Source organism: Hydrogenophaga sp. Root209 (genome assembly GCF_001428625.1).
GTDB lineage: Bacteria > Pseudomonadota > Gammaproteobacteria > Burkholderiales > Burkholderiaceae_C > Hydrogenophaga.
The window spans coordinates 178,247-201,938 of sequence record NZ_LMIE01000029.1 but is presented as its reverse complement, the minus strand read 5'-3'; the positions used below and the strand labels follow the sequence as shown (position 1 = coordinate 201,938).

General features: G+C 64.6%; 21 protein-coding genes and 4 pseudogenes. 15 read left to right on the top strand and 10 right to left on the bottom strand.

The window, feature by feature from the left end; genetic code table 11:
• Positions 1–59 precede the first annotated feature (59 nt).
• Positions 60–821, bottom strand: a complete 762-nt coding sequence (locus ASE11_RS14460) for an ABC transporter permease (RefSeq protein ID WP_056274197.1) — start codon at positions 819–821, stop codon at positions 60–62.
• A 5-nt stretch (positions 822–826) separates the two neighbouring features.
• Positions 827–1,795 carry an ABC transporter ATP-binding protein gene (locus ASE11_RS14455; RefSeq protein ID WP_056272741.1) on the bottom strand — a complete coding sequence of 323 codons (969 nt, stop codon included), beginning with the start codon at positions 1,793–1,795 and terminating at the stop codon, positions 827–829.
• Between the two features lie 80 nt (positions 1,796–1,875).
• Between ASE11_RS14455 and ASE11_RS14450 the strand changes: the two genes are divergently transcribed.
• Positions 1,876–2,970, top strand: coding sequence for a PA0069 family radical SAM protein (locus ASE11_RS14450; protein ID WP_056272739.1), 1,095 nt, complete (start codon positions 1,876–1,878; stop codon positions 2,968–2,970).
• On the opposite strand, the pseudogene ASE11_RS25930 reads toward ASE11_RS14450, so the two are convergent.
• The 3 genes and pseudogenes from ASE11_RS25930 to ybaL form a co-directional block, all read right to left on the bottom strand.
• Positions 2,930–3,073: pseudogene (locus tag ASE11_RS25930) on the bottom strand (oxidoreductase-like domain-containing protein); the annotation flags it as partial. The gene ASE11_RS14450 and the pseudogene ASE11_RS25930 sit on opposite strands and share 41 nt — an antisense overlap.
• A gap of 123 nt (positions 3,074–3,196) precedes the next feature.
• Positions 3,197–3,418: pseudogene (locus ASE11_RS26690) on the bottom strand (DUF1653 domain-containing protein); the annotation flags it as partial.
• Positions 3,415–5,130: a YbaL family putative K(+) efflux transporter gene (ybaL, locus tag ASE11_RS14440; protein WP_056272736.1), complete on the bottom strand. Its 1,716-nt coding sequence runs from the start codon at positions 5,128–5,130 to the stop codon at positions 3,415–3,417. The pseudogene ASE11_RS26690 and the gene ybaL, both read right to left, overlap by 4 nt.
• A gap of 311 nt (positions 5,131–5,441) precedes the next feature.
• Here ybaL and ASE11_RS26685 point away from each other — a divergent pair.
• Positions 5,442–5,525, top strand: a pseudogene (locus ASE11_RS26685) (uracil phosphoribosyltransferase); the annotation flags it as partial.
• Positions 5,526–5,541: 16 nt separating this feature from the next.
• Here the strand turns inward: ASE11_RS26685 and ASE11_RS14435 are convergent.
• The 4 genes from ASE11_RS14435 to ASE11_RS14420 form a co-directional block, all read right to left on the bottom strand.
• The gene (locus tag ASE11_RS14435; RefSeq protein WP_056272733.1) at positions 5,542–6,843 is read right to left on the bottom strand and encodes a TRAP transporter large permease; all 1,302 of its coding nucleotides are present in this window, start codon (positions 6,841–6,843) and stop codon (positions 5,542–5,544) included.
• 7 nt (positions 6,844–6,850) lie between these two features.
• The gene (locus tag ASE11_RS14430; protein ID WP_056272731.1) at positions 6,851–7,333 is read right to left on the bottom strand and encodes a TRAP transporter small permease; all 483 of its coding nucleotides are present in this window, start codon (positions 7,331–7,333) and stop codon (positions 6,851–6,853) included.
• Positions 7,334–7,430: 97 nt separating this feature from the next.
• On the bottom strand, positions 7,431–8,420 hold the full coding sequence (gene dctP, locus ASE11_RS14425; protein ID WP_056272728.1) for a TRAP transporter substrate-binding protein DctP: 990 nt from the start codon (positions 8,418–8,420) through the stop codon (positions 7,431–7,433).
• A 61-nt stretch (positions 8,421–8,481) separates the two neighbouring features.
• Complete coding sequence (locus ASE11_RS14420; protein WP_056272725.1) at positions 8,482–8,934, bottom strand: type II 3-dehydroquinate dehydratase; 453 nt, start codon at positions 8,932–8,934, stop codon at positions 8,482–8,484.
• 208 nt (positions 8,935–9,142) lie between these two features.
• On the opposite strand from ASE11_RS14420, the gene ASE11_RS14415 reads away from it, so the two are divergent.
• The 8 genes and pseudogenes from ASE11_RS14415 to ASE11_RS14385 all read left to right on the top strand — a co-directional run.
• Entirely contained in the window at positions 9,143–9,937 is a 795-nt protein-coding gene (locus ASE11_RS14415; RefSeq protein ID WP_056272722.1) for an IclR family transcriptional regulator, read from the top strand.
• Between the two features lie 12 nt (positions 9,938–9,949).
• Positions 9,950–11,212 carry an amidohydrolase family protein gene (locus tag ASE11_RS14410; RefSeq protein ID WP_056272719.1) on the top strand — a complete coding sequence of 421 codons (1,263 nt, stop codon included), beginning with the start codon at positions 9,950–9,952 and terminating at the stop codon, positions 11,210–11,212.
• Positions 11,209–12,327 (top strand): MBL fold metallo-hydrolase, encoded by a 1,119-nt coding sequence (locus tag ASE11_RS14405; RefSeq protein WP_056272716.1) that lies wholly within the window; start codon positions 11,209–11,211, stop codon positions 12,325–12,327. The genes ASE11_RS14410 and ASE11_RS14405 overlap by 4 nt, the downstream gene beginning before the upstream one ends.
• A gap of 280 nt (positions 12,328–12,607) precedes the next feature.
• Complete coding sequence (locus ASE11_RS14400; RefSeq protein ID WP_056272713.1) at positions 12,608–13,483, top strand: DUF2167 domain-containing protein; 876 nt, start codon at positions 12,608–12,610, stop codon at positions 13,481–13,483.
• A gap of 9 nt (positions 13,484–13,492) precedes the next feature.
• Positions 13,493–14,311, top strand: a complete 819-nt coding sequence (locus ASE11_RS14395; RefSeq protein WP_056272709.1) for a hypothetical protein — start codon at positions 13,493–13,495, stop codon at positions 14,309–14,311.
• Positions 14,296–14,805 carry a J domain-containing protein gene (locus ASE11_RS26915; RefSeq protein WP_056272706.1) on the top strand — a complete coding sequence of 170 codons (510 nt, stop codon included), beginning with the start codon at positions 14,296–14,298 and terminating at the stop codon, positions 14,803–14,805. The genes ASE11_RS14395 and ASE11_RS26915 overlap by 16 nt, the downstream gene beginning before the upstream one ends.
• A 196-nt stretch (positions 14,806–15,001) precedes the next feature.
• The gene (locus tag ASE11_RS25420; RefSeq protein ID WP_082585751.1) at positions 15,002–16,984 is read left to right on the top strand and encodes an acyltransferase family protein; all 1,983 of its coding nucleotides are present in this window, start codon (positions 15,002–15,004) and stop codon (positions 16,982–16,984) included.
• A 145-nt stretch (positions 16,985–17,129) separates the two neighbouring features.
• A pseudogene (locus tag ASE11_RS14385) lies at positions 17,130–17,522 on the top strand (DNA-3-methyladenine glycosylase I); the annotation flags it as partial.
• 38 nt (positions 17,523–17,560) lie between these two features.
• Here ASE11_RS14385 and ASE11_RS14380 read toward each other — a convergent pair.
• Entirely contained in the window at positions 17,561–18,244 is a 684-nt protein-coding gene (locus ASE11_RS14380) for an alternative oxidase (protein ID WP_056272703.1), read from the bottom strand.
• Positions 18,245–18,452: 208 nt separating this feature from the next.
• On the opposite strand from ASE11_RS14380, the gene ASE11_RS14375 reads away from it, so the two are divergent.
• From ASE11_RS14375 to argF, 5 genes are all read left to right on the top strand, one after another.
• Positions 18,453–18,671: a YdcH family protein gene (locus ASE11_RS14375; RefSeq protein ID WP_056272700.1), complete on the top strand. Its 219-nt coding sequence runs from the start codon at positions 18,453–18,455 to the stop codon at positions 18,669–18,671.
• 33 nt (positions 18,672–18,704) lie between these two features.
• On the top strand, positions 18,705–19,802 hold the full coding sequence (locus tag ASE11_RS14370) for an NAD(P)-dependent alcohol dehydrogenase (protein WP_056272697.1): 1,098 nt from the start codon (positions 18,705–18,707) through the stop codon (positions 19,800–19,802).
• A gap of 163 nt (positions 19,803–19,965) precedes the next feature.
• Complete coding sequence (locus ASE11_RS14365; protein WP_056272694.1) at positions 19,966–21,417, top strand: YfcC family protein; 1,452 nt, start codon at positions 19,966–19,968, stop codon at positions 21,415–21,417.
• Entirely contained in the window at positions 21,414–22,661 is a 1,248-nt protein-coding gene (arcA, locus tag ASE11_RS14360; protein WP_056272692.1) for an arginine deiminase, read from the top strand. Before ASE11_RS14365 ends, arcA begins: the two co-directional genes overlap by 4 nt.
• 12 nt (positions 22,662–22,673) lie before the next feature.
• Positions 22,674–23,675 (top strand): ornithine carbamoyltransferase, encoded by a 1,002-nt coding sequence (argF, locus tag ASE11_RS14355; protein ID WP_056272689.1) that lies wholly within the window; start codon positions 22,674–22,676, stop codon positions 23,673–23,675.
• Positions 23,676–23,692: the final 17 nt, after the last annotated feature.

Sequence of the window (23,692 nt, the reverse complement as noted above, 5' to 3'; positions counted from 1 at the left end):
CCTTCCGAAAGACCCTCCGGTACTCTCTGTACCGGGCGCGACATCGCGCCCGTTCCGGTTCAGCGTCGGATCTTCCAGCCCGTCTTGAACACCCACCAGACCACCGCCAGACACACCGCCATGAACGCCAGCGTCATGCCTGTGCTCACGGCGATGTGCACATCTGCCACGCCGTAGAAGGCCCAGCGCAGGCCGCTGATGAGGTAGACCACGGGGTTGAACAGCGAGACCGTTTGCCACACCGGCGGCAGCATGTTGATGCTGTAGAACGCGCCGCCCAGGAAGGTGAGCGGCGTGATGATGAGCAACGGGATCACCTGCAGTTTCTGGAAACTGTCGGCCCACAGGCCGATGATGAAACCGAACAGGCAGAAGGTGATGGAGGTGAGGATGAGGAAGCCCACCATCCACACCGGGTGCGCCACCTCGTACGGCACGAACACGCGCGCGGTCAGCAGGATCAGCAGGCCCAGCGTGAGGCTCTTGGTGGCAGCAGCGCCCACATACCCCAGCAGCACCTCGACCCAGTTCACCGGCGCACTCAGCAGCTCGTAGATGGTGCCGGACCACTTGGGCATGTAGATGCCGAAGGCCGCGTTGGAAATGCTTTCACTCAACAGCGAGAGCATGAGCAGGCCAGGGATGATGTAGGCGCCGTAGCTCACGCCGTCGATGTCGCCCATGCGCGAGCCGATGGCCGAGCCGAAGACGATGAAGTACAGCGAGGTGCTGAGCACCGGCGCGATGATGCTTTGTGCCCAGGTGCGCAGGGCGCGGTTCATTTCGAACTGGTAGATCGCCTTCACCGCGTGAATGTTCAACCCAATCATGCTCGGGCCTCTTCTTTCTTTTCGTGCACCAGGCTGACAAAGATGTCTTCCAGCGAACTCTCGCTGGAGCGCAGGTCCTTGAAGTGGATGTTGTTGTCGGCCAGCGCGCGCAGCAGCTCGGCGATGCCGGTGTCGTCCTTCTGCGCGTCGAAGGTGTAGGTGAGGGCGTGGCCGCCCTCGGTGATCTCCAGCGCCCAGGGCGCCAGGGTTTCGGGCACGCGCTCGATGGTCTGCTGCAGCGTGAGGGTGAGCTGCTTCTTGCCCAGCTTGCGCATGAGCACGTGTTTGTCTTCCACGAGGATCAGCTCGCCCTTGGCGATCACGCCGATGCGGTCGGCCATGTCTTCGGCTTCTTCGATGTAGTGCGTGGTGAGGATGATGGTCGTGCCCGCTTCGCGCAGCTCGCGCACCATGCGCCACATGTCGTGCCGCAGCTCCACATCCACGCCCGCGCTGGGCTCGTCCAGGAACAGGATCTTGGGCTCGTGCGAGAGCGCCTTGGCGATCAGGACGCGGCGCTTCATGCCACCCGAGAGCGCCATGATCTTGCTGTCCTTCTTGTCCCAGAGCGAGAGGTCCTTGAGGATCTTCTCGATGTAGGCCGGGTTGGGCGCCTTGCCGAAGAGGCCGCGGCTGAAGCTCACCGTGGCCCACACGGTTTCAAACGAGTCGGTGTGCAGTTCCTGCGGCACCAGGCCGATGGCGGCGCGTGCGGCGCGGTAGTCGCGCACCGTGTCGTGGCCGTCGGCCACCACCGTGCCTTCGGTGGCGTTGACCATGCCGCAGATGACGCTGATCAGCGTGGTCTTGCCGGCGCCGTTGGGGCCGAGCAGGGCCAGGATTTCGCCGCGGCGGATGTCCAGGTCGACCCGCTTGAGGGCCTGGAAGCCGCCGGCGTAGGTCTTGCTGACGCCGCGCACGGACACGATGGCCGCAGGGTCGGCGGCTGCAGGAGTTGAATGCATGGGAGCTCCACGGAGGTGGATGAAAGGAGGCCGGAAAAGAGGTCGAATTTTAGGCTGTACCTGTGTACAGTGTTTCAACCATGCCCACTACCCACATTCCGCTGCAGGCCATCAAGGGCCGCGGCCTGGCCCAGCACCAGCCGCACCGCTTCCAGCGCGACGCCCGCGAAGCGTTTGACGACGGCTGGGGCGCGCTCGACGACGCGGTGCTGGCGCGCGACGAGGCACCACCACCGGCCACCGAGGTGAGCTTTGAAGACGCGAAAAGCGCCATCACCCACAACGACTCGCCCGACATCGGCTTTCACCTCGGCCTCAACCCGTACCGGGGGTGCGAGCACGGCTGTGTGTATTGCTACGCGCGGCCCAGCCACAGTTTTCTCAATCTGTCGCCGGGCATTGATTTCGAGACCAAGCTGATCGCCAAGCGCAACATCGCCGAGGTGCTCAAGCGCGAACTCGCCAGCCCGCGCCATGTGCCCGAGCTGCTCGCCATCGGCACCGTGACCGACGCCTACCAGCCCGTCGAACGCGAGCTGCGGCTCATGCGCGGCGTGCTGCAGGTGCTGAGCGACACACGGCACCCGCTGGCCATCGTCACCAAGGGCAGCGGCGTGGAGCGCGACATCGACCTGCTCGCACCCATGGCCGCGCAGGGCCTGGCGGCGGTGTACCTGACCATCACTTCGCTGGATCCGAAACTCACCCGCCTGCTGGAGCCGCGCGCTGCCGCACCCCACCGCCGGCTGCGCACGATCCGCACGCTGGCCGAGGCCGGCATTCCGGTGGGTGTGAGCGTGGCGCCGCAGATTCCGTTCATCAACGACGACATGGAGCAGGTGCTCGAAGCGGCGTTTGAGGCCGGCGCACGGCGCGCCTTCTACACCGTGTTGCGCCTGCCGTTTGAGCTGAGCCCCATGTTTCGCCAATGGCTGGAGCTGCACTACCCGGACCGCGCCGCGCGCGTGATGGCTCGCGTGCAGGAGATGCGCGGCGGGCGCGACTACAACGCCGACTTTTCCCAACGCATGAAAGGCAGCGGCGTGTGGGCCGATCTCATCCGTCAGCGCTTCGAGAAAACCTGCGACCGCCTGGGCTACCAGCGTGAGCGCGAGCCGCTGAAGACCTCGCTGTTCAGGCCGGCGAGCCTGCAGGGGCAGCAGTCTCTGTTCTGAGCAAGACCAGCGCGTCCGTGCGCCAGTGGTGCAGGGCCTCGTAAAACCCTTCCCACACGCAGCCGTTGCAGCCGCGCCCGCAGCAGGTGGCGGGCTCGGGCGGTGGCGCGCGCAAGGCCGCGTCGAGGTTCATGCCGTGGCGCTGCGCCAGGCCGCGCAAGTGGGCAATGAGTGCTTGCGCGGTGGCCAGGTCAGCCAGTGGCACCAGGGCCGGGTCGTGGCGCACGAAGCGGGCTTGCGTGCGGCCCTCGAACTCGCCCGTTTCACCGAACATGGCCACCGGCCGCACCCACTGGCCCCAGCCACCGTAGAGCGCGCGGTACAGCGTCATGCCTTGCAGGGTCTCGCTGCAGCGCACGGTGTCCAGCACCTCGTACCAGCCGCCCTTGTAGTGGCGGTACAGGCCGGGCGGGGTGGGATTCAGCGGGGGCAGGTCGTGGTCGGTCATGGAGTGCGTGTGGCGGTTGCGCGCTTGAACTGCTGCAGCACGTGTGCCGCCATGCCGCGCGCCAGTTCGGTGTCGCCCAGGAAGACGGTGCCGAGGCTTTCTTGTTGCAGCATGTCGGCTTCCTCCTTGTTGTGGGTGCGCAGGAGCACCTCGATGTCGGGGTTGAGCATGCGTGCGATCTCCACCATCTTGCGCATGCCCATCGTGTCCGGGATCGTGATGACCAGCATGGCCGCCCGGGCGATGTGCGCCTGGATCAGCACGTCGGGCGTGGAGGCGTCGCCACTGACGGCAGCGATGCCCTCCTTGCGCAGCGCGTCGACGATCTCCCGGTTCTCCTCGGCCACGACGAAGGGAATGCCCTTTTCACGCAGGGTCTGCGCGATGCGCTGGCCCACGCGGCCAAAGCCCACCAGCACCACCTGCCTGGCCAGCAGCGACTCGTCGGTGGAGGCGGGCAGCTCGGCCAGCGGGTCGTCGCGCGCTTCCAGCTGCCGGGCGTAGGCCGAGCGCTTGCGAACCCAGGCCTGCAGGGGCTCCACCGCCGAGAACAACGCGGAGTTGGCTGCAATGGAAATGAGGGCGCCGGCCAGCACCAGGCTCTGGCCCTCCGCCGGCATCAGCTTGAGCGCAACGCCCAGGCCGGCGAGGATGAAGGAGAACTCGCCGATCTGCGCCAGGCTCACGCCCACCGTCAGGGCGGTGTTGAGCGGGTACCTGAACAGCAGCACCAGCACGACCGCTGCGACCGTCTTGCCCAGCATGATGATGGCCACCACCGCGAGCAGCTTGAACGGCTGGTTCAGAATCACCGCGGGGTCGAACAGCATGCCCACCGACACGAAGAACAGCACGGCAAAGGCATCGCGCAGCGGCAGCGACTCGTCGGCGGCGCGGTGGCTGAACTCGGACTCGCGCATCATCATGCCGGCGAAGAAGGCGCCCAGCGCGAAGGACACGTCGAACAGCTTGCCCGCGCCAAAGGCCACACCCACCGCCACGGCCACCACGCTCAGCGTGAACAGCTCCTGAGACCCGGTGCGCGCCACCCACCACAGCGCCTTGGGCAGCAACCGGCGGCCCACCACCAGCATCAGCACGATGAACGCGGTGACCTTGGCCAGCGTGATGCCGACGGTCTGCCAGATCTCGATGCCGGTGGGAGGCGCCACACCCTCGCTGGGGGCGATGACGCCGGCCAGCGCCGGCAGCAGCACCAGCACCAGCACCATCACCAGGTCTTCCACGACCAGCCAGCCCACCGCGATCTGACCGTTGATGGATTTGAGAAGGCCCTTGGCCTCCAGCGCGCGCAACAGCACCACCGTGCTCGCCACCGACAGGCACAGACCAAAGACCAGCGAGGCGGCCAGGCTCCAGCCCCAGAAGTGCGACAGGCCGATGCCCAGCAAGGTGGCCACGCCGATCTGCACGATGGCGCCCGGCACGGCGATGCGGCGCACGGCCATGAGGTCGTTGATCGAGAAGTGCAGGCCCACGCCGAACATCAGCAGCATGACGCCGATCTCGGCCAACTGGCTGGCCAGTCCCACGTCGGCCACGAAGCCTGGCGTGGCGGGGCTGATGACGATGCCAGCGAGCAGGTAGCCCACCAGGGGCGGCATGCGCAGCCGCACGGCGATGAACCCGAAGACCATCGCCAGGCCGAAGGCCGCCGCAATGGTGGCGATCAGGCTGACGTCGTGCGGCATCGGTGGGGCCTTTCTGCTGCTGGAGCGGTGGGTGGGGTTTCCTCCGGTGTGCCCGGCGCTGCGGTCGATTATGAAGGGCGATGTGGAGTGCCTGGCATTGCGCTTGCTTGGTGCCACGCAGGCGGCGGGCGCGGTTGTCAGCCGGTCCGCCGGTCTCGCCAGACCCTGGCGCAGACCAAGGTGCTCAACCATGTCCGCAGACCTGCCGTCGCCGATCGCCAACGCCGAAGTGCCGGCCTCGCCCAACACGCCGCACCCGCGCCACATCCGCCTGACCTCGCACTCGGGGGCTTCGGGGCCTTGCCCATCCAGTGATCGACCGCGAGCTCAACGACCACGGCTGCATACTGCCCGGCCTGTGCGGCGCGGGCGACCGCATTTTCGGCACGCAGTGAACGCTGGGCGCGGCGATCAGCCGGTGTAGCCGGCCAGCCGTGGCAGGAGCAGCACGAAGTCGGGCCACAGCGTGATCACGACCAGCGCGCCGATCATCACGCCCAGGAAAGGCACGACCTCGCGCACCAGCGCGAGCAGCGAGACGTCGGCGATCTTGGTCATCATGAACAGCAGCAGACCATAGGGCGGTGTGACCAGACCGATCATGATGTTGAGCACGGCCACCACACCGAAATGCACCGGGTCGATGCCCAGCGCGACCGCAGTGGGCAGCAGCACCGGCAGGATCACCAGGATGATGGTGGAGCCCTCCAGGAACGCGCCCAGCACCAGCAGCAGCAGGTTCACCGCCAGCAGGAACGCCAGTGGCGACATGTCCAGCGTGCGCAGCACCGTGCTGAGCGAGGCCGGAATGTTCTCGGACGTGATCACGTAGTTGAACACCAGCGCACCAGCGATCAGCATGCCGATGGAAACGCTGGTGCGCGCGCTCGACAGCAGCGAGTCGGCCATGTCGCGCCAGCCCAGGCTGCGGTAGAGCACCGAGGACACCAGCAGCGCATAGGCCGCGGCCAGGCCCGCCGCTTCGGTGGGGGTGGTGATGCCGCTGTAGAGGCAACCCAGCAGGATGATGGGCAGCATCAGCGCGGGCATGGCCTCGCGCGTGATGCCGGGCAACTCGCGCAGCGGCACGGCGGGCTCCACCGGAAAGTTGTGCCGCCGCGCCTGCACGTAGATCAGCGCCATCTGCACCGCGGCCAGGAGCAGGCCCGGCAACACACCGGCGAGGAAGAGAAAGCCGATGGACGTGCCGGAGATCAGCGCGTAGAGCACCAGTGGAATCGAGGGCGGCAGGATGGGGCCGATGACCGCCGAGACCGCGGTGAGCGCGCCCGCGAACGCCGGCGTGTACTTGCCGTTGCGGGTCATCATGGCCTGCATCAGCTTGCCCGAGCCCGCCGCGTCGGCCAGGGCCGAGCCCGACATGCTGGCGAACACGATGCTCTGCAGCACATTGACCTGCGCCAGCCCTCCGGGGAAGCGGCCCACGATGGCGTTGCAGAAACGCAGCAGGCGGTCGAGCACGCTGCCGGTGCTCATGAAGCTCGCGGCCAGGATGAACAGCGGAATGGCCAGCAGCAGGTAGCTGGAGTAGGTGCTGTTGAGCAGCTGCTCGGCCGCGCTGCCCATGTCCATGCCCTTGAGCCAGAGGTACAGGATGGAGCCACCGATCATGGCCTGCCCCACGGGCACACCCAGCAGGCTGAGCGCGACGATGGTGGCCAGCGCGAGCGAAAACGGACTGGTGAAGTTCACGGAGTTTTCAGGTGAGGGGAGGGTCGATCGGATCGATGCGGGGTCCGCGCAGCAGCCCGAAGATCTGCCACAGGTGGCGCGCGATCACGGCCACGGCAAACGCCAGGTAGATCGAGAACAACCAGTCGAAGCGGATCTTGAGGTAAGAGGTGCTCTCCACTTTCATGAAGCTCACGTAGTCCCAGGTGGCCGGCAGCGCCATGCCGAAGAGCACGACGATGGCGATGGACCCGATGGCCCGTGCGACGCGGCGCAGGCGAGGGCCGAAGGCGATGTCCAGCACGTCGATGCGGATCTCGTCCGCGTCCTTGAGCACGAAGGCCGAGCCCCACAGCACCAGCCAGAGCCAGGCCACGAGCGAGATCTCCGCCGTCCAGCCCACCGGCCAGTCGAACACGTAGCGCAGGACGATCTGCAGGATGAAGGCGATGAAGATGACCGCGAGCAGAGCTGCGGCCACCCCGTCGGCAAAACGTTGGAGGTTTCTCATCCGCAAGTCTCACCGGGGGGCACCGCGGAACCGGCTTTGCCGGGCCGCAGGTGCCGCCCCCTTGAGGGGGTCGCGCGAAGCGCGGCGGGGGCGCCTCTCATCTCATCGCGTTGATTTTTTCCAGCATGCCGGCTGGCCATGCCTTGGCCTCGTCAGACGCCAGGTAGATCTTCTGCGCGTATTCGCGGAAGGCGTTGATGTTGGGCGCGTACACGTCCAGGCCACCTCGGCGGAAGCCTTCGGCCAGGTCGGCCTCGCGCTTCTGGTGCTCGGCCGTGCTCCAGGCGATGGCCTTGTCCGCCGCGGCCTGAAACGCGCGCTGCTTCTCGGGCGACATGGCTTGCCAGGACTTGAGGTTCATCGTGAGCAGATCAAAGCCCACCAGGTGCGAGGTCAACACGATCTGGCCCATCACCTCGTTGAACTTCATGTTCTGCACGTTGGGCAGCGGGTTGTCCTGGCCGTCCACGGTGCCGGTCTGCAGGCCGGTGTAGGTCTCGGCGTAGGCCAGTGGCGTGGGGTTGGCGCCGAGCGAGCGGCCCAGCAGTTGCCAGGCGTCTCCCGGGGGCATGCGCAGCTTCACACCCGCCAGGTCGGCCGGGGTGTTGATCTTCTTCTTGCCGCGCAGACCCACGTGGCGCGTGCCGAAGAAGGTGGGGCCGAGGATCTTCACCTTGAGCTGGTCTTCGACCTGCTTCTTCATCTGTGCGCCCATGTCGCTGGCGAAGAAGGCGTTGAGGTGGTTGGCGTCGCGAAACAGGTAGGCCGAGGTCAGCAGCGACCACGAAGGCACCTGCTTCGAGATGTCTTGCGGCGAGATGTTGCCCATCTCCAGGTTGTCGCGTTGCAAAGCCACCAGCTCGGTGCCCTGGCGAAACAGCGTGGAGTTGAGGAACAGGTCGATCTTGTGGTCTGCGGCCACATCGGCAGCCAGGCGCTTCATCATCTCGGCGCGGATGTCGGTGTCTGAGAACACGGCGGCAAATCGCAGCGTGCTCTGGGCCTGGGCTAGGCCCGGCCACAGCGCTGCGGCGGCGAGGGTGGCGCCCGTGGCAAGGGCGCAACGGCGGGTGAGGGCAGCTTTCATGGTGTTGTCTCCTGTGAAGTTGTCGGTGGCGAAGAAAGCGGATGAAACGGGGGCCGCGTGCTCAGGCGGCAACGGCAGGTGTGAGGTGCCGGGCCAAGGCGTGCAATGCCAGTTCGTAGCCGTAGGGCCCGAGGCCGCAGATGACCCCGGTGGCGCCCAGCGAAATGATGGACTGCTGGTAGAGCGCCTCACGCCGGTGGATGTTGGTGAGGTGCACTTCCATCACCGGCTGGTCCAGCGTCTTGAGCGCATCGAGCAGCGGGATGGAGCGGAAAGACAGACCGGCCGGGTTGATGAGCACGGCCGCGCCCAGTGCGCGCGCCTCCTGCACCCAGTCGACCAGCACGCCTTCGTGGTTGGACTGACGGAACTCACACGGGAGCCCGAGTTCGGCGCACACCGCGCGGCAACGCTGCTCGATCTGGGCCAGTGTGGTGTGGCCGTAGAGGTGGGGTTCGCGGATGCCCAACAGGTTGAGGTTGGGGCCGTTGAGGATGTAGACGGTGGTGGTCATGGCGGTGAGAAGGTTGGCGCGGCTTGAGCGCGCCCGTGCGGTGCGGCGGGCTAGCCGTGGCGTGGGCTTGGCCCTATATTTGTCTCCAGGTTTTTCCGTGCTGCGATCAACCGGTGTGTGTCGATCACGCTTGTCTTGCAGCGATTCTTGCCCCGGTTCAGGAAACTCTTTCCAGATTGGAAAGTGATTCCGCATAAAGAAATCTCCCATGAACCTTGCCCTTGACCGTGGTCTTGCCTTGCTCGAACACCTCTCGCGCAACCCCGACGGGTTGCCCCTGGCCCACATGGCGCAGGACCTGGACATTCCCCTGAGCGCCTGCCACCGCCTGCTGGGTGATCTTCAGCACTGTGGCTATGTGCGGCAGAAGCGCAAGCAGGGCGACTACCAGCTCACCACCAAGGTGGTGTCCCTCGGCCTGGGTTACCTCAGCCACGCGGGCATCGTCGACATTGCCGAGCCGCTGCTGGAGCGGCTGGCGCTGCAATCGGGTGAACTCGTGCGGTTGTCGATCGTGGACGACGACCGCCTGATCTGGGTGGCCAAGGCGCAGGGCACGCGCCAGCAGGGCATCCGCTACGACCCCGACATGGGCATGGAGGCGCGCCTGTCCTGCACGGCCTCTGGCCACGCCTGGCTGCAGACCCTGAGCGACGAACGCGCGCTCGAACTGGTGGCGCACCAGGGCTTCGGCGCACCGAAGGAATTCGGCCCCAAGGCGCCGACCACCATCAAGGCGCTGCTGGGGTTTCTGCACGCCGCGCGGGTGCGTGGCTGCGCCATGATCGATGAGGTGTTTGCCCCCGGCATGAGCGCGATGGCAGCGCCGGTGTTTAGGCGCCACGAAGCCATCGGCGTCATCAGCATCGCCGGGCCGCGCCAGCGCCTCACCATGGATGCGATGCACAACCTCATGCCCGCCTTGCTGGCCGCGGCATCGGAGCTGGGACCCATCAGCAACGTCTCCAACCTCTTCGGCAGGCCACCGCTGGGCAAGGGCTGAAGGGGAACACGCATGCTTGACCTGCTGATCACCCACGCCACCCTGCCCGACGGCCGCGCCGACATGAGCGTGGCCGTGCAAGACGGCCGCATCACCGAGGTGAGCGCGGGGTTGAGCGCGCCCGCGCACGACACCGTGCACGCGCAAGGCCAGTTGCTCACCCCGCCGTTTTGCGACCCGCACTTCCACATGGACGCCACGCTGAGCTACGGCCTGCCGCGCGTGAACCAGAGCGGCACGCTGCTCGAAGGCATTGCCCTGTGGGGCGAGCTCAAGCCGCTGCTGACCGAAGAGGCGCTGGTGGAGCGTGCCCTGGCCTACGGCGACTGGGCCGTGGCCAAGGGGCTGCTGGCCATCCGCAGCCACGTGGACACCAGCGACCCGAGCCTGCTGCCGGTGCGCGCCATGCTGGAGGCCAAGAAGCGCATGGCGCCATACCTCGACGTGCAGCTGGTCGCCTTTCCGCAAGACGGTGTGCTGCGCTCACACGGCGGGCTGAACAACCTGATCCGTGCGCTGGACATGGGCGTTGACGTGGTCGGTGGCATCCCGCATTTCGAGCGCACTTTTGAGCAGGGCACCGCCAGCATCAAGCTGCTGTGTGAGTTGGCCGCCGAGTTGGGCCTGCCGGTGGACATGCACTGCGACGAAAGCGACGACCCGCTCTCGCGCCACATCGAGACCCTGGCCTTCGAGACGCAGCGCCTGGGCCTGCAGGGCCGCGTGAACGGCTCGCACCTCACCTCCATGCACAGCATGGACAACTACTACGTCTCCAAGCTGATTCCGCTGATCGCGGAGTCTGGCGTGAGCGCGGTGGCCAATCCGCTCATCAACATCACGCTGCAGGGCCGGCACGACACCTACCCCAAACGCCGAGGCATGACACGCGTGCCCGAGCTCATGGCCGCCGGCGTGACGGTGGCCTTTGGCCACGACTGCGTGATGGACCCCTGGTATTCGCTGGGCAGTGGCGACATGCTGGAGGTGGCCCACATGGGCCTGCACGTGGCGCAGATGACGAGCCAGGCCGGCATGCGCCAATGCTTTGAAGCCGTGACCACCAACGCCGCGAAAGTGATGGGGCTGCAGGGCTACGGCATTGAAGCGGGCTGTGATGCCAGCTTCGTGCTGCTGCAGGCGCGCGACCCGATCGAAGCCATCCGCCTGCGGGCCACGCGCTTGAAAGTGTGGCGCCAAGGGCGGCTGCTGTCGGAGATGGCGCCGGCCACCGCGCGCCTGAGCCTGCCCGGCCGCCCGGCGGTTGCGCCATGAACTCGTTTGGCAAACGCGCCCTGGGCGCGCGCCTGGAGCGCATGCGCGCATCAACGATGTGGGACGGTCTGGGCTTTCGCAACGTGCACCCGGCCTTGCCCGGGCTGCGCGATGCGACCGTGCCCCGGCCCACGCTCAAGGAATTTCTGAGCTCGGGCGGCCGGCGCGCGCCGACCGGGCCGCTGCCCTCACACGACCCGCGCGAGGCCTGGAGCCGCCCGGTGCAAAGCGGCTTGCGTGCCACCTGGCTGGGGCACTCCACGGTGCTGATCGAGATCGACGGCCACCGCGTGCTGACCGACCCGGTGTGGGGCACGCGCGCATCACCCTTTCGGCTGCTCGGCCCCAAGCGCTTTCAACCGGTGCCGCTGCGCCTGCGGCAGATGCCCGAGGTGGACGTGGTGGTGATCTCGCACGACCACTACGACCACCTCGACTACCCCACCATCCGCGCGCTGGCGAAACACAGCGCCGTGCCCTTCGTCACGTCGCTGGGCGTGGGCGCCCACCTGCAGGCCTGGGGCGTGGCGGCCGAGCGCATCACCGAGCTGGACTGGTGGGAGAGCCACCGCGTGCCCCACACCGGTCTCACCATCACCGCCGCGCCGTCGCAGCATTTTTCAGGACGCGGCTTCAAGGACCGCAACGCCACGCTGTGGTCGTCGATGGTGGTGCAGTCCGAGCAGCACCGCGTGTTCTTCAGCGGCGACACGGGCCTCACCACCGAGTACGCCACCATCCGTGAGCGGCTGGGCCCGTTCGATCTGGTCATGCTGGAAGTGGGCGCCTTCCACCCCGCCTGGGGCGACATCCACCTGGGCCCGGTGAACGCCTTGAAAGCCCACGCGCTCTTGGGCGGTGGTGCTTTTCTGCCGGTGCACTGGGGCACCTTCAGCCTGGCCATGCACGCCTGGGACGAACCGGTGGAGACCCTGCTGCAACTGGCGCCCTCGCTGGGTGTGCCGCTGCTCATGCCGCGCCTGGGCGAGGCGGTGGAGCCGGCGCATCTGGAGGGCGTGGTGCCGTGGTGGCGAGGGCTGGACGAGGGTGTGCAACCCGCGCGCCCCATTGAAGTGCCGGCCCTGCAGCGCGATCTGCCCTGGCCGTTGGACTGACGCATACCGCATCGACGCAGCTCTTTGCCGCGGCGCTGCAAGCTGTTGACCAAACCGCTTTCGCGGTACCCACAGGCATCCCCCATCTGTGGTAAATCCCCTCGACGCAGCTGGCAAACTGAGACGCTGAAACGACACCAAGTCCGCAGGGGGATCCCCAACGCCAGTTTGCTCTTGACGCCCTCGATGCGGTCATCGATAAACGAGCTCGGCATTTCTGTCACTTTTGGACACACCCTCGCCCGAGAGGTGGTCTGCATTTCTTTCAAGGGGGGAATTCATGAACAAGAAGTTGAAGTCGGTAGTGAGTGCGGCCGTCTTGTGTTGTGCGATTGGGGCCACCGTGGTCATACCTTCGGTGGTTTTCGCGCAAACGCAGGCGGAGCAACAAGAAACGTCGCGCCAGCTCGCCGAACTCGGCTGGTATGAGGCTGGCAAGGTCGGAAGCATTGCGGACAAGGCCACCTTCCTGGCCAGTGAAAAGTACAGCTTCCTCACACCGGCTGACACGGACAAGTTCCTGGTGATCAATGGCAACCCGTCTACTGGCGGCCGCAGCAACACCATTGCCGCCTTGGAGTCGGGCTGGTTCGCAATTCTGAGTTTTGCTCCAGAAGGTTTGGTAAAGGACGACGAGAAGATCGATGCCGACAATCTCCTCACCTCGCTGAAGGAGAACAACGCCAAAGAGGCGGCCACGCGCCGCGAACAAGGCTTTTCTGCTTTGACCTTGTTGGGTTGGGCCATCCCGCCGCGCTACGACACCGCCAACAAGCGACTGGAATGGGGCACCCTGCTGCGCGACGAGCAAACCCAGGCTGTCTACGCCAACGTGAGCACCAAGATCCTTGGCCGCAGCGGTTACACCAACGTTGTTCTGGTTACCGGCGCGCCAGACACCGTCGAGCGAGACCTTGCTGAGTTCAAGGTCGCCATGGCCAACTTCAACTACGTTGACGGTGAGAAATACAGCGACTGGAAACAGGGCGACAAGGTCGCCGCCTACGGCCTTGGCGCACTGGTCCTGGGTGGAGCCGCCGCGGTGGCCACGAGCAAGGGTGGCTTCAAAGCCATAGGCATTGCCATATTGGCCGGCCTGGCGGCCTTGTGGGGCGTGGTCAAGAACTTCTTCAACAAGAAGAAGACCTCGCAGTGAAGCCCGAACATGCCCAGTGAGACCGCCCTCTTTTGGCTGGTGGTGGCGGCCTTCCTCTTTTTCGACAACCTGATCATCGTGCCTCGTGGCTGCGATCTGTTGAGGTTCGGACGGCGCGGCGTTCTCCGCTACGACGCGTCCAGCCGATTGACCGCCGCCGGCAAGGAGATGGTCATGCTCAACCCGCTGAACCTGTTTGACCGGGGTCTTGTGACCACCGAGTGTTTTGGTGACGTGGATCCCAGGCAATGGAAGCAGGGGCGTTTGCTGGTGAGTTCCGCTTTGCCCACATTGAACGGCTTCAGCTCTCTGGGCTACGCATATTTGGTCATCGTGATTTTTCTTGCTGCACTGTCTTTTCGGATCGGCTTCACGCCAGCGCTTATCGGCTTCATCGTGCTGCACTTGGTCGTTTGGGTGGCGGCTTTGGCCGTGCTCATCACTCGACGCCACCAACTGCAGCTCAGCGGCTCTGCTGTGCTCGGCGCGGCAGCAGAGGCCCTGTTCGTTCCCGCTTACCTGATGAATCTGGGCAAGCGCCTCACGTACAAGAAGCGGGTCGCCATCTCGGCGCTTGGTCTGGGTCTGCGCGAGCTCAAACGTGTGGTGGACGGAGATGATCGTGAGGAATTCACCCAGAAACTTTCGAGCCGCATGGACATGCTGGAGATGACACAAGGGTACGAGCTCGATGAGGCGTCTACCGAGGACGCAAGCCCTTGGGATACCCGCGCAGGAGATCTGGGAGCGGCCAGCTCTGCAGTGCTGAATCACCTCAGCATCACCCAGCAGTGGATCATGGAGGCCAGAGGATGTTTGAAGACCTGAAGGTCAGTGAATGGTGGTTCGTCGGGCTCGCCGCCCTTGCGGGCTACTTTGTCGTCAAGCACTTCATGGACAAGCTGCCAGGCAACCAGGCTGAGCCCAGTCCAGGGGTCCAGTCTGAGGCTGCATCGCGCCAGCACGACAACACCTCTCGACGCGATGACTTCAAGGGCTTTCAGCAAAAGCAGGGACCCGGCGAGCAGCCCAACTGGTTTAGACGCGATGATGAGGAGGCCGCTCGCCAAGCGCAGCAGGAGGCGACCTCGAAAGCCGCTCAAGCCGCCAGCAATCCAGCCCCCAGGCTCTGGTACCAAGTGCTGGAGGTGAGTTCGGTGGCCAACATCGACGATATCAAGCAGGCCTACAAACGCAAGATCCGGATGTACCACCCCGACAAGGTGGCCGGCCTGGGGCCTGAGTTCACCGCGATCGCGGAGGCCAAGGCCAAGGAGATCAATGATGCGTACCGCCAGGCGTGCGCTAACCGCGGCATCTAAGTTGTTACCAGCGGCCGATTTCGGCCAGAAGCCGCTGCCTAGTTTGCACTGCTATCAGGCTGTTTCGGACTGACAGCGGTCTTTCGCAAGCGTTCGAAATTCTGACAAATCAGCTAAATCCAGACGAGCGATGTCGGCTGAAAATTGAGCGACTCAAGTTATTCTCAAACTACTAGAAGATTCGGAAGCCCCCTTAGTGACAAACTCGTCAGAATTTCGCACGAATTTTCGCCATGACATAAACGGGCTTCGTGCTTGGGCCGTCATCGCAGTCGTTTTTTACCATTTTGGCGTCCCCGGCTTCAGCGGCGGATTTGTCGGCGTCGATGTCTTTTTTGTCATTTCCGGCTATTTGATGACCAGCATCGTCATCAAGGGGTTGGAACGTGGATCTTTATCGGTGATCGGTTTTTACATGGCGCGGGGGCGAAGAATTGTGCCCGCGTTGCTCGTCCTGTGCGCGGTGTTGTTGGCTCTCGGCTGGTTTGTATTGCCTCCACCAGACTACAAGATGCTGAGCGCACATGCTGCCTACGCACTAACGTTCTTGTCCAATATGGCGTTTTGGCGAGAAGCGGGATACTTTGACGTGGCATCGCATGAAAAGTGGTTGCTCCATACGTGGTCGCTTTCAGTGGAGTGGCAGTTTTATTTGATCCTGCCTGTTGCTTTGTGGGCAGTGTGGCGCGTGAAGCCCGGGCGGGTGGCGCAAACGTGGGCAGTGACAGTAGCGCTAATGGCTTCGCTGTCTGCATCGATCTGGGTGACAAACACGCAACCTAGTGCGGCCTTCTATTTGCTTCATACCCGAGCGTGGGAGATGTTGACGGGTGGACTGGTGTTCTTGCTTGCCGCCAACTTCAAACGATCCGATGCCCAGCGTCGATGGATAGAGTCTGCGGGTTTGCTGCTGATCGTGCTGGCCATTGCGGTGTTTGACAAAGATACGGCTTGGCCAGGGTGGCGCGCTTTGCTGCCAGTGGCTGCGGCTGTTTTGGTGCTGGTAGCCAACCGCAGTTCGATATGGACTGCCAGCAGGATTCCTCAGTGGCTGGGTGACCGGTCTTATTCGCTTTACCTATGGCACTGGCCTGTATTCGTCGCTCTCGTTTACTATGATTTGCGCGACAACCCGATGGCGATTACTGGGGCGATTTTGCTCTCAGCGCTTTTGGGTCATTTATCGTATTTGTGGGTAGAAGGCACCTCACGGCGTTTTCTGGAGCGGCAGCAGTGGGTCTACGCTGGAGGTGGTTTGGCTTTGGCCGTGTTAGTAGTGGTGCTGCCTGCGGCGGGGGTTTGGAAACAACAGGGTGTAGCGAGTCGGTTTGCACCTGCCGTTGACTTGGCTGCAAGGGAGTCTGAGAACGTTAACCCGCGACGCAAAACGTGTCACCTTACAAAGGGCCTGACGACACCGTCTTGTGTTTACGGGGGGGAGGATTGGAAGGTTATTGTCATCGGCGACAGTCATGCCAACGCGCTGATAACCAGTCTTGCCGAAGCACAGGGAAAAGGAGATGCAGGGGTAGTCGAGTGGACGTACAGTGGCTGCGCTTTTGTTCCCGGCCTGAAGAGAACCACTAAAGCACTACGACGTCAAAATAAGGGCTATCAATGCCAGGAGTTCATTGAATGGGCCGAAGCGCACTTACAGACGCTGCCACCTGAAATTCCTGTCGTAATAGTCAACAGATACGCGCATGGGGCCTTTGGTCTTAATGAGGACCAGAATCCAGCAGAAGTGCCGGAGGCTTATTTTTCAAAGATTTATACGAGCGCTACGCCTGAATTTTTAGCTGAATTTGCCGACCACATTACTCAATCAGCCTGTCGAATGGCCAAACGACGCACCGTGTACATGGTGCGTCCCATTCCGGAGATGGGATTTCATGTGCCGAAGAAACTGTCACGGCGAATGGCAGTAGGGCTGAATGACGATCTTGCTATTTTCATAGATGCCTATCAACAACGCAATGCGTGGGTGTGGGCAGCGCAAGATGCTGCACGCGACCGATGTGGCATCAAGATTCTTGACCCGACTCCTTACCTATGTCTTGATGGCCGTTGTTACGGCAGCAGATCCGGTCGCCCTTTGTATTCTGATGATGACCATTTGAGTGAATTTGGAAACAAGCTGCTCGTGCCAATGTTTGCAGAGGTGTTTCGGACGCTTTGAGTTTGTCCAACTCGCATCAGACCCTTCGCTCAGTGTCGGCTCTAACTTCAAACCTATCACCGGCAGGACCTCACTGGAGGACCGTAGCGGGCCCAAAGCCGAAGTACGTCCTGCCCCAAAACAGCCACTCATGTGACGGTCTCGGTTCGTAGTCGACCGCATCGCGCGCTTCACCGAGAAGGACGTGGACCGTCTTCTGCAGGATGCGGGCATTGTTCGTCATCGCGGCAAGATCGAGGCGGTCATCAACAACGCACGCCGTGCGCAAGAGATGCTGCAGCGGGAGGGCTCACTGGCCGCCTCCCTCTGGCGCTACGAGCCCGACGAAACGCTGACGGGCCCGCCGCAGACTGCGTCCACCTCGGCGCAGTCGCATCAGCTCTCGAAAGATCTGAAGAAGCTCGCCTGGAAATTCGTCGGCCCCACGACGGTGTATGTCTTCATGCAGGCCATGGGCCTGATCAACGATCACGCCGAGGGTTGCGTGATTCGAGAGCAGGCTGAGCGAGCGCGCAAGCGCTTCTCGCGTCCGGGTTAGAGGGGCCGCGAAGGCTCGCTACAGCCGCACCCAGCGCGTCACGCAACATGCCGCTGTTCGCGCAGGTCGGCGTGGTCCGGGTAGGGCGCTGGCGGCTCGGTGCGGGCCGGTTCTCCGGCCAGTTGGCTGGACAGGCCGTGGTTGATGTCGCGGTGGTGCGCCTCGTCGGCGCGCACCACCAGCACCACGTCGCGCAAGGTGGCGTTGTCGCTGAGCTTCCAGTAGCGTTTGGCGATGTCGGGCGCGGGTCCGTTGGGTGCGCGGCCCGAGTCGATCTCGGCCAGGTACTGCGTGTAGCTGATCACCGCTTCTTCTTCAAAGTAGCCCACCAGGCGGTGCGCCGTGCGGCGCGAGACGAGATACAGCGCAAAGAACCCGAGGTAGAAGATCCACTGGGCAAAGAGGATGAGCCAGCGTTCCAGCACAGTGGGTCTGGCGACCTCGATGAAGGTCATCAGGTGCATGCGCTCGTTTTCTGCTTCTTCCATCAGGGTGCGGATCCAGCCTTCATCGTTGACCATGCGGCGCAAGGAATGCAGATGGGTGAGCGTGGCGCCCACCATGCCCGGCACGGCCGCCACCGTCTCCAGCACGATGGCGCGGTGGCCGTAACGTTTGGCAAAGAACGCATCCGCAAGAAATCGCAGCAGCTTCGTCACGCCCCGTGCGAAGTGGTCGCTGGCGGTGCGGGGCGGGTGGTGCAGCTGGGCGTCGTCAATCATGGATCTCCATTCGGGTGGGTCTTCCCAGGCATCCTGAGGGGTGCGCCTGGCGTGGTCTGGGCGCTGGCGCACAGATGCGATGGCGCATCCCGTCCAAGCTGTTCAATTGCGCACGGTTTGACCTGAGTCAACAGGCCAGGGGGGATCGTGCACCACACTGAAGTCCACCGCGGCAGCCTCCTGTCCGCATTCAATGAAAGGCCGTCCGATGTTTCCAGAGTACCGAGAGCTCATCACCAGCCTCAAGAACAACGACCACCACTTCACCCGGCTGTTTGACCAGCACAACGCCCTCGATCAGAAGATCAAGAACATGGAGGAGGGCATCGAGATGGCGACCCACGTCGAGATTGAAACGCTCAAGCGGGAAAAGCTGCAGATCAAGGACGAGTTGTACGCCGTCCTCAAGAAGGCCAGCAGCGCCTGACACACCCGGTTTTCAACTGTTCCAGGAGGGCCCATGGCCACCATGATGAAAGCAGCGGTCTTCGTCGAGAAGAACCGCATCGAAGTGGTGGACAAGCCCATCCCCGATGTGGGCGCCAACGACGCGTTGATCCGCATCACGACCACCACCATCTGCGGCACCGACGTGCACATCCTCAAAGGTGAGTATCCGGTGTCCAAGGGCCTGACCATTGGCCACGAACCTGTGGGCGTGATCGAAAAACTCGGCAGCGCCGTGCAGGGCTACACCGAAGGCCAGCGCGTGATCGCCGGCGCCATCTGCCCCAACTTCAACTCATACGCCGCACAAGACGGCGCGCCCTCGCAGGACGGCAGCTACCTGATTCCGCAAGGGCTGTGTGGCTGCCACGGTTTCAAGGCCACGGCGGGCTGGCGCTTCGGCAACCTCATCGACGGCACCCAGGCCGAGTTCGTGCTGGTGCCCGATGCACAGGCCAACCTGGCGCCTATTCCCGACGGCTTGACCGACGAACAGGTGTTGATGTGCCCCGACATCATGTCCACCGGTTTCAAGGGGGCGGAGAACGCCAACATCCGCATCGGCGACACGGTGGTGGTGTTTGCGCAAGGCCCCATCGGCCTGTGTGCCACGGCCGGCGCGCGCCTGCTGGGAGCGTCCACCATCATCGCGGTGGATGGCAATGACCACCGCCTGGGCATTGCAAAGAAGATGGGCGCCGACCTCACGCTCAATTTCAAGAATTGCGACGTGGTCGACGAGATCATGAAGATCACCGGCGGGCGCGGTGTGGATTCGTCCATCGAAGCGCTGGGCACGCAGGCCACGTTCGAGTCGGCGCTGCGCGTGCTCAAGCCCGGTGGCACCTTGTCCAGCCTGGGTGTGTATTCGAGCGACCTCACCATTCCCCTGTCGGCCTTCGCCGCCGGCCTGGGCGACCACCGCATCAATACCGCGCTGTGCCCGGGCGGCAAGGAGCGCATGCGCCGGCTCATGAACGTGGTGGCCTCGGGCCGCATCGACCTGGGCTTGATGGTGACGCACCAGTTCAAGCTCGACGACATCGTGGCCGCCTACGAGCTGTTTGCGAACCAGCGCGACGGGGTGCTGAAGGTGGCGATCAAGCCTTGAGGTCGTGGCGCGGTGACGCGCCGCCTTTCTCTTCTCGAAAGCTCACTTGCCTTGACTCATGTCAAGGTGCAAGGGACATCACAGGTTCAGCATCGAGCGAGATGCATCGCGGGCCACTTGCCATCTTGACGGGGCGGCGTCAGCGTCACTGGAGGCACACACCATGACAAACCAAACGAGCCCGCAGGCGCCCGTCACAGCCGCGCCCAGCGTTCAAGACCGGTTTCCCACCGCATACACCATCCTCTTCGCGCTGATCATCCTGATGGCCGCGCTCACCTGGATCCTGCCGGCCGGCCAGTACCAGCGCGTGGCCAACGAGGCCCTGGGCAAGGACGCGCCGGTGCCCGGCACCTACCAGGTGGTGGAGGCCGCGCCGCAGGGCATGTTCGACGTGCTGATGGCGCCGATCACCGGCTTCTACAACCAGACGACGGGCATGGCCAACGCCATCGACGTGTCGCTGTTCGTGCTCGTCATCGGCGGTTTCCTGGGTGTGGTGAACGCCACCGGCGCCGTCAACACCGGCATCGAGCGCGTGATGCTGCGCTTGAAGGGGCGCGAGAAATGGATGATCCCGGCCCTGATGCTGCTGTTTGCCGCTGGCGGCACCACCTATGGCATGGCCGAGGAGACGCTGGCGTTCTATGTGTTGCTGATCCCGCTGATGATCGCGGTGGGCTACGACGCGCTCACCGGCGTGGCTGTGATCATGGTGGGCGCCGGTGTGGGCGTGATCGGCTCCACCATCAACCCGTTCTCCACCGCCATCGCCTCCAACGCGGCCGGCATTCCGTTCACGCAGGGGCTGGCCTTGCGGCTGGTGATCCTGGCGCTGGGCTGGCTCATCTGCGTGGTCTACGTGATGCGCTATGCCGAGCGGGTGCGCAAGGACCCCTCGACCTCGCTGGTGGCCGATCTCAAGAATTCCAACGAGGCGCATTTCCTGCGCAACCGCGAAAGCCACCGCGAGGCGGTGCTCACCGGCCAGCAAAAAATCATCCTGCTGATGTTCGGCGCCACCTTCGCCGCCATGGTCTGGGGCGTGGCCTCGCAGGGCTGGTGGATGGCCGAGATGTCGGCCCTGTTCCTGGCCTCGGCCATCGCGGTGGGCCTGGTGGCGTGGATGGGCGAGAAGCCCTTCACCACCGCCTTCGTCGACGGCTCGCGCGATCTGCTGGGTGTGGCCCTGGTGATCGGCCTGGCGCGCGGCATCGTGGTCATCATGGACCAGGGCAAGATCACCGACACCATCCTGCACACCTTCGAAGGCTGGATCAGCGGCATGCCCGACGTGGCTTTTGTCAACGCGCTGTTCGCCACCGAAGGCCTGCTCAGTCTGCTGGTGCCGTCGACCTCGGGTCTGGCGGTGCTGAGCATGCCCATCCTGGCGCCGCTGTCCGACTTCGCCGGCGTGCCGCGCGAGTTGGCCGTGACCGCGTTCCAGACCGCGATCGGCATCACCAACCTGGTGACACCCACCTACGCCGTGGTGGTGGGCGGGCTGGCCATCGGCCGGGTGCCCTACCAGCGCTGGGTGCGATTCATCTGGCCCTTGATGTTGATGCTGGCGCTGCTCAGCATGGCCAGCCTGAGCGCGGCGGTGCTCCTGTGAGCGCAGTCGGTACCACCGAGGCCGGCGCCAGCCGGCTGGGCGTGTATTCCGAGGTGGGCAAGCTGCGGCGCGTGCTGGTCAGCGCGCCTGGCCTGGCGCACGAGCGCCTCACCCCGGCGAACTGCGATGCCTTGTTGTTCGACGACGTGTTCTGGGTCCAGCAGGCGCGCACCGACCATTTCGACTTTGTCTCCAAGATGCAGGACCGTGGTGTCGAGGTGCTGGAGATGGGCGAGCTGCTCGCCGAGACCCTGGCCATCCCGGCCGCGCGCGACTGGGTGCTGCAGCGCAAGATCACGCCGGACCACGTGGGCGTGGGCATGCTCGACGAGCTCAAGGGCTGGCTGTGGGGGTTGCCCGCCGAGGCGCTGGCGCGCTACCTCATCGGCGGTGTGGCGGTGCACGACCTGCCCTTCAAGCCAGCCGGCATGTTCGGGCCCTACCTGGGGGCCGATGGCTTCGTGCTGCCACCGCTGCCCAACATGCTGTTCACCCGCGACACCAGCGCCTGGATCGGTGGTGGTGTCACCCTCAACCCCATGCACTGGCCGGCGCGGCGGCAGGAAACGCTGCTGACCGCTGCCGTGTACCGGCACCACCCGCTGTTCGCGCAGGCCGGCTTCCCGGTGTGGTGGGGCGACCCCGACGTGGACCACGGCCCGGCCACGCTGGAAGGCGGCGACATCATGCCGATCGGCAACGGCGTGGTCTTGATCGGCATGGGTGAGCGCAGCACGCCGCAGGCGGTGGGGCAACTGGCGAAGGCCCTGTTTGCCGCGGGCGCCGTGCAGCGCGTGGTGGCCTGCCAGATGCCGCAGTCGCGCGCGGCCATGCACCTGGACACGGTGTTCTCGTTCTGCGACCGCGACACCGTGACCAGCTTCGTGGACGTGGCCGCGCAGATCGTCTGCCACAGCCTGTACCCGGACGACCACGGCGGCATCGACCACCGGCGCGAGAGCCTGTCGCTGTTCGAGGTGGTGGCGCAGTGTCTTGGCCTGAAGCAGCTGCGCGTGATACCGACCGGTGGCGACAGCTACGAGCAGGCGCGCGAACAATGGGACGACGGCAACAACCTGGTCGCCATCGAGCCGGGCGTGGTGATCGCCTACGACCGCAACACCCACACCAACACCCTGCTGCGCAAGGCCGGCATCGAGGTCATCACCATCCGCGGCAGCGAACTCGGCCGTGGCCGGGGCGGTGGCCACTGCATGACCTGTCCGATCTGGCGCGAGGCCTGACAAGGAAACACCATGGCATTCAATCTGAAAAACCGCAGCCTCCTGAGCTTGCGCGACTACACGGCGGGCGAGATCGGCTTCCTGCTCAAGCTCGCCGCCGACCTGAAAGCCGCCAAGTACGCAGGCACCGAGCAGCCGATGCTGCGCGGCAAGGAGATCGCGCTCATCTTCGAGAAGGACTCGACGCGCACCCGCGTCGGCTTCGAGGTGGCGGCGCACGACCAGGGCGCCACCGTTACCTACCTCGGGCCCTCGGGCAGCCACATCGGCCACAAGGAATCCATCAAGGACACGGCGCGGGTGCTGGGGCGCGTGTACGACGCGATCGAATACCGCGGCTTTGGCCAGGCGGTGGTGGAGACGCTGGCGCAGTGGTCGGGCGTGCCGGTCTACAACGGCCTGACCGACCAGTTCCACCCGACGCAGATCCTGGCCGACCTGCTCACCATGCGCGAGCACTGCGAGAAGCCGCTGCGCGAGATCGCCTTCTGCTTTCTCGGCGACACCGGCAACAACATGGGCGACTCGCTGCTGATCGGCGCGGCCAAGCTGGGCATGGACGTGCGCCTGTGCGGGCCGGCCTCGCTGTGGCCTGACCCGGCCATCGTCGATGAAGCGTCGGCGCTGGCGCGGGACAGCGGGGCGCGCATCCTGCTCACCGAGGACGTGGCCGCTGGCGTGAAGGGCTGCGACTTCCTCTACACCGACGTCTGGGTCTCGATGGGCGAGCCCGAATCGGTCTGGGCTGAGCGCATCCAGCTGCTGCTGCCCTACCAGGTGAACGCTGCGGCAATGGCGCTCACCGGCAACCCGCGCGTGCGCTTCATGCACTGCCTGCCCGCCTTCCACAACACCGAGACCGAGGTGGGCGCGCAGATCGAGCGGCTGCACGGCATCACCGCCATGGAAGTCACCGACGAGGTGTTCGAGAGCCCGGCGTCCATCGTGTTCGACCAGGCGGAGAACCGCATGCACACCATCAAGGCGGTGCTGGTCGCCACGCTGGGGGGGTGATGTGAAGCACCCCCCGC